Consider the following 10,942-nt stretch of genomic DNA (forward strand, 5'->3'; position numbering starts at 1 on the left):
TCTGGGTAGCCAGAGCAATAAATTAAAGATGGGGATGGCTGGTGAGCGAAACGTCTAAAGAGAATTTTGTAAAAACCAATAAATTAGCGATCTGTGCAATTCTTCGTGATTTAAAGAAGAATGATACCGCAGTGATGATAGTTCATGCTCGCGGGCAATTTATTAGCCGTATTCTGGATGTCGTTCCTGAGACAAATCAATTTATTTTTGATTTTGGCAGTGTAGCTCATGAGAATATTGCGGCACTTGCTGCCAGCCAACTGACAATCATTGCAGAGCCGACAGGCGCAAAAATTGAATTTACCTGCAATCCACTGAAAGAAATACAGTATTTATCTTTACCCGCTTTCAGTACCTCCATTCCTGACAGCCTTTACTTTATTCAACGTCGGGAATATTTCCGGGTCAATATTCCTCAATGGCCTGCCTATTATTGTGCAGGGAAATTCGCTGATGGCAGTAAATTCTCATACACATTAGCTGATGTTTCTTTGGGAGGCATGGGAGTGTATGCCGTGAAAGGCAGTGAATTCCCTGTCCAGAATTGTGGCATTCTGCGTGATGTATCAGTCGATTTATGTGGATTTGGTATTTTTAAGTTGGATTTGCAGTTTATCCGAGCTATCGATAAACAAGTGGTGAATAACAAAGGTGAAACTCTCACTGTGCAGCGCCTGAGTTTTAAATTCCCGCGTTTAAGCCCCATCCAGGAAAAAGGATTGCAACGGGCTATTTTTGAACTGGAAAAACAGCAAACGGCCAAAGCGCGAAAATTCCAGGATAGTATTTAGTTTCTGAAACTATGAGGTGATTACCTGCTGTCTGTGTAATAGTACCCAGACAGCAGGTATGACAATTTCCTCTCTGGTTATATTTATAACCGTTTGTTTTCTCTCTCTCATTTCATGCCCAGATCCGTATTTTTTTCTTTGGGCTATAGTTAATACTATTCAGCTTTGTTGCTGTCGTATCTTTATGCATAACGTCAGCCATTACTCGCCTCTTTTTTGACTGTTCGTTTTTATGTATCAGTCTTTTGCTTTCTACCTTCACTCAGCATCTTTGACAGCATTCTGCCTGTAAGGGTGTTTTCTGTTCAAGACCATGCGGCTCGCCCCGATTTTTTATTGTACAGATTGCCATAAGACTGTATGAGCACCCGACCAGAAAGGTACCTATGAAATCATTTCTAAAGACTATTCTTGGGCAAAGATCCATTTTGGGATCACGAACTACAGTTACACCTTGGCATGATTTAGCGCCGGTCAGGGAAGAGTTATTCAGTGTCGAGCGGTTGGAGCAGCATGCTGAAAGCCTTGCTAAAGCTCAGTCGATAACACCCCATCCACCCCGGGTGTCTACTTTGCATGCGCGCCTGGATGATAATGCCAATACCTTGCTGGCGGCATATCGGGCCAGTGCCGCAGAGTTAGAAAAAGGTCGTGCGGTAGTCCCTGCGGCTGAGTGGTTGTTGGATAATTATCATCTGGTTGAAGAACAGATCCGCGAGATTCGCGACGATTTACCGCCGGGCTATTACCGCCAATTGCCCAAACTGGCTGATGGGCCATTTGCTGGTTACCCGCGGGTATTGGGTATTACCTGGGCCTTTGTCGCACATACCGATAGCCATTTGGACCCCGAGGTATTGTGCCGTTTTATTATGGCCTATCAGCGTGTTCAACCGCTGACTATCGGTGAGCTATGGGCGGTCGCGATTACACTGCGTATTGTGCTGATAGAGAACTTACGCCGCCTTGCCGACCAGATTACGCAAGGGCGCAAAGCGCGTGCAGACGCCGAAGCATTGGCAAATCGGTTATTGGCAGCAGGGGATAGCCGCTTAGCGCTAGAGTCCGATATTGCGATGCGTTCAACGGAGCCATTATCTGAACAATTTGCATCTCAGCTGGCAAAACGGCTGCGCGATCAAGATCCGCGCACCACACCAGCACTGGGATGGCTGGAAGACCGCCTGAAGTTACAAGGAGTTACGATCAGCGAAGTGGTTCAGCATGCCCAATTACGTCAAGGGGCGTCTAATGTTTCGGTCCGAAATGTGATTACCAGTATGCGGATGATTTCGGATATTGATTGGGCTGATTTATTTGAGAGTGTCAGTCTGGTAGATGAATGTTTACGGCAGGGAAGCGCCTTTGCCAGTATGGATTTTCAAACCCGCAATCTGTATCGCAGCGCCATAGAACAATTATGCCGTGGCTCGACTTACACTGAACTGGAGATTGCCAACTTTGCCTTACAAGCGGCGCAGAATGCGGTAACCACCGCAGAACCGGAAAATATCGATCGCTGCCGTGACCCCGGTTATCACTTAATTGGGGCTGGGCGTCGTGAATTAGAGAATCAGATCCGATTCAGCCCCTCAATGCGATTATGGTTCAGCCGCCTGAGTATCAGTCTGGGTGTCGGCGGTTACATAGGGGCGATTTTACTGGTTACGGTGGGATTGCTGGCATTGGCATGGTGGGCGCTCTCTTTCCCAGGTTTGGTAGTCGGATGGTTGGTGATATTTGCCTTAGTCGGGTTTATTCCGGCGACTGAAGTGGCAACTGCGTTGGTTAACCGCGTTATTACCTGGAGCTTTGGTGCCACGATTTTGCCGGGGCTGGAACTGACCAGTGGTGTCCCCGATGAGTTGCGCACCTTAGTGGCGGTGCCCACATTGTTGACCAGTAAAGCTGATTTACTGGAGCAAATTGAGCAACTGGAAGTCCATCATTTGTCGGGTACTACCGGCTCTCTGACTTTTGCGCTGCTGCTCGATGGGGTTGATGCTGATACGCAGGTATTGCCGAGTGATGGCCCACTATTGGCTTTGGCTGACGCAGCTATTGCCCGACTAAATCAACAATATGGCCCCGGTCCGGCTGGCCCGCGTTTCCTGTTGCTTTATCGTCAGCGCATATTTAATGAAAGTGAAAACCGCTGGATGGGCTGGGAGCGCAAGCGAGGCAAGTTGCATGAGCTTAACCGCCTGTTACGCGGAGCAACAGATACCTCATTTATTGCCACTGCGGCTGGTGAACCGCAGGTGCCCACAGGGGTTCGTTATGTGATTACGCTGGATGCTGATACCCGCCTTCCGCGTGATGCGGCGCTGCGTTTAATCGGTAAAATGGCACATCCACTTAATCGGCCACGCTTTAGTGTTGATCAACAACGAGTTGTTGATGGCTATGGCATTCTTCAGCCGCGCGTGACACTGGCATTACCAATGGGAAAAGGCGGTTCATTGTATCAATGGGCTTTTTCCGGCCCCGGCGGTATCGACCCTTATGCCGCTGCGGTTTCAGATGTTTATCAGGATATGTTTGGTGAAGGCTCCTACACCGGCAAAGGCATTTATGATGTTGATGCGTTTGAAGCCTCACTGGCAGGTAGGGTGCCGGACAATACCTTACTCAGCCATGATCTGTTTGAGGGGGTTTTTGCCCGTGCAGGCTTAGCTTCAGATATTGAAGTGGTTGAAGAGTCACCGGCACGCTATGACGTCGTTAGCAAGCGCCAACACCGCTGGACGCGGGGCGATTGGCAGTTACTGCCCTGGATTATCAAACCATCCATCATTAAACAATCCATTATCAAACATAGTAAAAGCAATCAAAGTATCCCGCTGCTGGGGCGTTGGAAGATGGTTGATAACCTGCGCCGTTCACTGGTAGCCCCTTTTACCCTGTTGTTGCTGGGTGGCAGTTGGATGCTCCCCATACCAGCGGCATGGGTTGGCGTGCTAGTGGTGATAGTGTTGGCTGCCTTGCCCTCTTTATTGCCGATTTTGTTCTCATTATGGCCATCTCAAAATACTCGACTTAGTAACCATTTACGCTCTTTATTAGATGATGCCAAACGCGCCGGTAGCCAGATATTACTTTCGTTGGTCTTTTTGGCTGACCATGCCTGGCAAATGGCTGATGCTATTGGGCGCACACTGATTCGCCTGTTTATAACGCATCGGAACTTATTGGAGTGGACGACGGCGGCCCAATCCGCAGGCAAGCCGCGCCCCGGTTTAGCCGGTTTTTATCGCCATATGGCCGGTGGTACATTATTCGGTTTGCTGATGGCCGCCATTGCACTGATTGTCTCTCCCGCCACCTGGCCGTTGATTTTGCCTTTTGCGCTACTTTGGCTGTTTGCCCCTGCCATTGCATTGTGGGCCAGTCGCGCCCATCAGGTGGTATCGCATAAACCGATGACTGGGGAAGATATTCCCGAGCTGCGGCTGATCGCCCGCCGTACCTGGCGTTTCTTCGAAACTTTTGTCACGCCTGATGAGAATATGCTGCCGCCTGATAATTTTCAGGAGGACCCAAAACCGGTGGTGGCACACCGCACATCCCCAACGAATATGGGCCTGTATTTGCTCTCAACTGTGGTGGCCCGTGATTTTGGTTGGGCGGGGACGTATCGCACTTTGATACGGCTGGAAACCACGTTTGAAACCTTTCATAAATTGGCGCGTTTCCGTGGGCATTTCTTTAACTGGTATGGGACGCAAGATCTGCGCGCACTGGAACCGGCTTATGTTTCCTCCGTTGACAGTGGAAATCTGGCCGGGCATTTGATTGTACTGGCCAATACCTGTGAAGAGTGGGCCGCAGAACCCTTAGCGGCCAACGGGGCCAAGGGGTTGATGGATAACCTGTTGCTGGCTGAAGCTTCGTTTAGGCAACTCCCGCCGGGTGATGCTGATTTTAAACGTAAACTCTGGGCTGTCCTGGAACAAATTCGCCTGGATTTAAAAGATGTTGGCGAAGCTGAAATGTTACCGCTGGCGTTGAAACCTCTGTTGGCGAAAGCCACTGCGATGGTGCACGGTGTCGCTCGCCCAATCGATGATCATGCCTTTATTGATTTGAGTTATTGGATTGAGGCGCTGATTGTTGCTGCCGCAGAACATGAATATGACCAACAATTGACCCAAGAGGTGCAGGAGCAGGTCAATGACCGATTGCTCAAATTAGCAGCCGAAGCTCGTCATATGGCGCTGGCGATGGATTTTGCTTTCCTACTCGATCCCGAACGCAAGTTACTGTCTATCGGCTATTCGCTGGTGGATAACAGCCTTGACCCGAGTTGCTATGACTTACTGGCTTCTGAAGCGCGACTTGCCAGTTTGTTCGCTATCGCCAAAGGGGATGTACCGACGCGGCATTGGTTCCGTTTAGGGCGGGCTGCAACCCCAATCGGCAAAGGTGCGGCGCTGATTTCATGGTCAGGTTCGATGTTCGAATATTTGATGCCGTCATTAGTGATGCGGGCACCTGCAGGGAGCTTATTAGAGCAAACCAATCAATTGGTGGTTGAACGGCAACAGGCTTATGGGCGTAGCTTGAATATCCCGTGGGGGATATCTGAGTCGGCATACAGTGCGCGCGATATCGAGTTTACCTATCAATATTCTAATTTTGGTGTGTCGGGGCTTGGGTTAAAACGCGGCTTATCAGAAAATACCGTCATCGCGCCTTATGCGACGGGGCTGGCTACCATGATTGACCCTCACGGCGCATTGCAAAACTATGAGCGGCTGGCCGATATGGGGGCGCTGGGGCGTTATGGTTTTTATGAAGCGTTAGACTTTACGCGCTCCCGATTGCCAGAAAACCAGCCGGTGGTGATTGTGCGCAACTATATGGCGCACCATCAGGGGATGACCATCGTGGCTATCGCCAATACCTTGCAGCAGGGCCGGATGCGTAATCGTTTTCATCATGAACCGATGATTCAGGCCTGTGAGTTATTGCTACAAGAGCGCATGCCGCGCAATGTGGCCTTTGCCTACCCACGTACCGAAGAGGTGTTGCTATCAGCGGTGGCGGACAGCGCGTTGCCCACGGTGCGTCGCCTGTCTTCACCGGTTATCGGGCCGCCGGTCACTCATCTATTATCCAACGGGCGTTATGCTGTGATGTTGACCACCGCGGGGGCCGGCTATAGCCGCTGGTTGGATGTTGCCGTCACCCGCTGGCGAGAAGATGCTACCTGTGATGATTACGGTTCCTTCATTTTCCTGCGCGATTTACGCAGTGGTCGCAGTTGGTCGGCTGGGGCACAGTTGGCCGCTAGTGATAATGCGCATCGTGAGGTGATTTTTGCTGAGGATCATGCTGAGTTTATCTGTCGCGATGGCACACTTACCAGCACCATGAATGTACTGATTTCCAGTGAAGATGATGGTGAAGTTCGTCGCGTTTCGTTGCTGAACACCGGTCGCCGTGCTCGCGAGATTGAACTGACCTCTTATGCTGAAGTCGTGCTTGCGACAGCCTCGGCCGACAATGCTCATCCGGCATTCGCCAAAATGTTTGTCGTGACCGAGTTCTTACCGGAGTTGGGGGCCTTAATTGCCACTCGTCGGCCTCGGACGGCGCAAGAGCCTCAGGTCTGGGCGGCGCATTTTGCGGTGGCTGATGGCTTGCCGATGTCTGCATTGCAATATGAATCGGACCGGGCAAAATTTATTGGCCGTGGTAATCGGGTTGCCACCTCAACAGCACTACAAGCAGGGGAGGCGCTGTCAAATACGGTGGGGACAGTGCTCGATCCGATATTCTCGTTGCGCCAAAGCTTACTGATTCCAGCCGGTAAGACTATCACGGTCTCTTTCTGGACACTGATTGCCTCTTCAAAAGAAGATTTGCTGGATATGGTGGATAAACACCGTGACCGTAGCGCGTATGATCGTGCTAAAACGCTGGCCTGGACTCAGGCTCAGGTGCAATTGCGTCATCTGGAAATTAAAGCGGAAGAAGCCGCTGATTTTCAGCAACTGGCTGCGCCGATTTTGTATGCCGTTGCCCGCTTCCGCTCGCCGTCCACAACTATCATGCGGGGCGCGGGAATCCAGTCAATGTTGTGGTCGCAATCAATCTCCGGCGATTTACCGATAGTCTTACTGCGTATTGAAGATATCGAAGACATTGAGCAAGTGCGGCAACTACTGCGCGCTCATGAATACTGGCGTATGAAACGTCTGGCTGTTGATCTGGTTATCATCAACGAGCGAGCCTCTTCGTATGTACAGGATCTGCAAATCGCCATTGAAACTGCGGTGCGCAGCAGCCAATCGCGCCCTCGTTTTGGTGATGAACTTCGCCAGGGTTCTGCATATGCTTTACGAGCTGATCTGATGAGTGCCGAAACACGCGCATTATTGCGCTCTGTCGCGCGAGTGGTGCTCTCAGCCCGTTATGGCACATTGGGCAATCAACTGAATCATCTATTATTCACGCAGGATAAAAAGGGGATTCCGCCGGCTAAAAAATTATTCACATATGATAAGAAATTGATTAATAAAGATAAAGAATCAGGATTTTCTCTGGTTAAATCAGCTAATTCACCGATAACAGCACAATTGCCACTAGCGAAAACATTATTACCGCAACCGGATAATTTAGAATTCTTTAATGGGCTGGGCGGCTTTGCTCAACAGGGGCGGGAATATGTCACTTGCCTCAATGACGGGGAAAATACACCGGCGCCCTGGATTAATGTTATTGCCAATCAGGCCTTTGGTTTCCAAGTTTCCACTACCGGCAGTGGTTATACCTGGGCTGAAAACAGCCGGGAAAACCAGATCACGCCGTGGTTAAATGATCCCGTTATCGATTCATCTGGTGAATGCCTCTATCTACGCGATGAAGATTCCGGACAACTGTGGAGCCCGACGGCGCAGCCTATCCGTGATGGTGGCACTTACATTGCTCGACATGGCCATGGCTACAGCCGATTTGAGCATCAGGCTAATGGTATTGGTATGGCGCTGCTGCAATATGTACCGTTGGCTGACCCGATCAAAATATCTCGCCTGACATTACATAATATGTCAGATACACCACGGCGTATCTCAGTAACGGCCTATGCCGAGTGGGTATTGGCGACATCGCGCGGTGCCACCGGGCCATTTATTATCACCGAAATGGATGAGACAACCGGCGCGATGTTGGCGCGTAATCCGTGGAGTACCGCTTTCCCCGGTAGAATTTCTTTTTCCGATCTCAATGGGCAGCAGAGTCGTTGGACCGCTGACCGCAGCGAGTTCCTCGGCCATTATGGCAATAGTGCTGCCCCATTTTCGCTGCTGGCAAAAGTACCACTATCTGGCGTGACAGGGGCGGGATTCGATCCCTGTAGTGCGCTACAGCAGACCATTGAACTGGCCGCCGGTGAGCAGGTTGAAGTGGTTTGGTTTATGGGGCAGAGCCCTTCTGTGAGTGACGCGCAGGCGTTAATTATGCGCTACCGCACCGCCAATCTGGATGCCGTACTGACTGAAGTCATTGAATACTGGCGTACAGTGTTGGAGGCGGTTCAGGTGAAAACGCCGGACAGGCAAATGGATATCATGCTCAATGGTTGGCTGCTGTATCAAACACTGGCATGCCGAGTCTGGGCACGGTCGGCGTTTTATCAAGCCAGTGGCGCTTATGGATTCCGTGACCAACTACAAGATGGTATGGCGCTTACCTTTGCTCTGCCGGAGACAACTCGTCACCATCTGCTACGTGCGGCCGGGCGACAATTTATTGAAGGCGATGTCCAGCACTGGTGGTTGCCACATTCAGGGCAGGGAGTGCGGACCCGAATCTCTGATGATCGGGTATGGCTCTCTTATGCGACAGCCACTTATATTCTTGCCAGTGGTGACGGCGCGGTACTGGATGAAATTGTACCCTTCCTCGAAGGGCCGATATTGCATCCGGGCGAACACGATGCCTTTTTCCAGCCATTGGTGGCGCAAGAAACCGCCTCACTGTTTGAACACTGCGCCAAAGGTTTGGATCAATGTATTGAACTGACGGGAGAGCTGGGTCTGCCATTGATGGGAACGGGGGACTGGAATGATGGGATGAACCGGGTTGGTGAGGAAGGAAAAGGCGAAAGTGTTTGGCTAGGTTGGTTGCTGGTGGCAACGCTGAAAATGTTTATTCCGCTGGCAAAAGAGCGTGATCCGCAGCGGGCCAGCCAATGGCAACACCATCTTACTGGCTTAATCTCGGCATTGGAGCGGGAAGCGTGGGATGGTGAGTGGTATCGACGTGCCACCTTTGATAACGGCAGTTGGTTGGGGGCCAAAGAGTGCGAAGAGTGCCGCATAGATTCTATCGCCCAATCATGGGCGGTGTTATCTGGAGCGGCAGATCCGCAGCGGGCAGTGCAGGCGATGGCCTCGCTCGCACATCATCTTATTCGCCCTAACGATGGCATGGCCTTGTTGTTCACGCCACCGTTCGATAAAACCCCTGACGACCCCGGTTATATTAAAGGTTATCCACCGGGATTAAGAGAAAATGGCGGCCAATATAGTCACGCTGCGATGTGGGTGATTTTTGCTTTTGCTGAGTTAGGGGAGGGGGATAAAGCCCGTGATTTGTTTGCATTACTTAATCCGATAAATCATGGGAATACCCCGGCGGGAATTGAGCGTTACAAAGTTGAACCTTATGTGGTCGCTGCCGATGTTTATTCTGTCGCACCTCACGTTGGGCGTGGTGGCTGGACGTGGTATACCGGCTCAGCAGGCTGGATGCATCGTGCCGGTATCGAAGGTATTCTGGGGATTCGGCGAGAAGGAAAAGAGTTAGTCATTAATCCTTGCATTCCAGCCAGTTGGCAGGGTTTTGAAGCGACTGTTAACCTTGCCAACACGCGCTATGCCATTCGTGTTGAAAGCCCGGCTCAGCGCTGTCAGGGGATCAGTTCTGCGACACTGAATGGCTCGCCTATCTCCTCTCAACCGGATGGATTACGGGTAGCGCTGGACGGTGGAGAGTACGAACTGATTATTATTTTGTAGCTAATATCAACCGAGTCGGGATAGTCAATCAGCGTTATCTCGACTTAACAAAATAAAAGCTGAAAAATATGTTGAATTATCATGCAACTGCCCCAATATTATAAGCTGAACAATAAGGAGGATTAAGTATGGGGATCAGCGAGGAAGAGAGTATCCGCCGTTTGACTGATGAGAAAAGTTCTATTGGTCATTCGGCTAAATGGGTAGCAATTATATCTGCTGTCTATTTCGTTATTATGCTGTTTTATCAGCATGAATTGGGTGTATTAACCTTGGCAGGTGGGATTTTTGTTGTGTCATTCTCAATCTGGATGAAGAAGCGCCAGAAAGTGAAGTCTTACAAGGATCAACTGCAACAGATGGGTGATGACAAAATGGTTTAATCTCACGCCCACACTTCGATTAGACTGATTTATCAGAGGAACAGCAGGCAACAATCCTGATGAACTGTTCGTCCGATTCTCAGCCTTTTATCTATTTTCGTTTGCTGACCTGCAAGCGCATCCTTAATATTGCCTTTATCTCTATTATGATTTGTCCATTGGTTGCAGTGATTTGGACATATTAAACCCCGTTATCACAAATTTCATTTGCTCATATAATCTCTTCGCCTGTGGGTTATCCGCCGCGACGCGTAGCTTTATCTCAAATATATCTTGAGCCACCAGCAATTTTTCTAATTCTTGTAAACAGGCCGAGCCATATCCTTTGCGCTGACACTGCGGCAGCACATAAAAATCTTTAATAAAGGCCGCGCTATCATTTTCACCTAAACCAAACCATAGATAGCCCACCAGTTGACTATCTTGGCCGATATTGCTTTTATTTTCGATGCAATACAAATGATCGTCAGGGCTATTAACACCCTCTGGTAGATAGCTATCAAAGCTATGGCTGGCATGAGCGATGGCCTGTTCACTGCTATAGCCACTGTTGGACGATAAATCTTGTGCATATTCGGTAATAAATAAATTCCGATAGTCGCTAAGTTCCTCAGCACGCATCTCTCTGAGTACGATCATGATGTTTCCCTAATGTAAACGCGCTATTGTGATTGTTCAGTTTTGGGTAGAGTAGATTTAATTCGGAAGAAACATTTTAACGCTTTTTAGGTAATAAGGTAGA

At 49.8% G+C, this 10,942-nt stretch carries 4 protein-coding genes; 3 read left to right on the top strand and 1 reads right to left on the bottom strand.

Annotation, left to right across the window (positions count from 1 at the left end; genetic code table 11):
• Nucleotides 1-41 precede the first annotated feature (41 nt).
• The 3 genes from ACNSO8_RS05420 (at nt 42) to ACNSO8_RS05430 (ending at nt 10,200) form a co-directional block, all read left to right on the top strand.
• Nucleotides 42-791, top strand: coding sequence for a flagellar brake protein (locus tag ACNSO8_RS05420; protein ID WP_019081343.1), 750 nt, complete (start codon nt 42-44; stop codon nt 789-791).
• 386 nt (nt 792-1,177) lie between these two features.
• The gene (locus ACNSO8_RS05425; protein WP_418394036.1) at nt 1,178-9,817 is read left to right on the top strand and encodes a GH36-type glycosyl hydrolase domain-containing protein; all 8,640 of its coding nucleotides are present in this window, start codon (nt 1,178-1,180) and stop codon (nt 9,815-9,817) included.
• Between the two features lie 128 nt (nt 9,818-9,945).
• Complete coding sequence (locus tag ACNSO8_RS05430) at nt 9,946-10,200, top strand: hypothetical protein (RefSeq protein ID WP_005160536.1); 255 nt, start codon at nt 9,946-9,948, stop codon at nt 10,198-10,200.
• Between the two features lie 144 nt (nt 10,201-10,344).
• Here ACNSO8_RS05430 and ACNSO8_RS05435 read toward each other — a convergent pair whose 3' ends face one another.
• Complete coding sequence (locus ACNSO8_RS05435) at nt 10,345-10,839, bottom strand: GNAT family N-acetyltransferase (protein ID WP_019082516.1); 495 nt, start codon at nt 10,837-10,839, stop codon at nt 10,345-10,347.
• Between the last annotated feature and the right edge of the window lie 103 nt (nt 10,840-10,942).

The sequence above is a fragment of the Yersinia sp. LJYL362 genome (genome assembly GCF_048323875.1).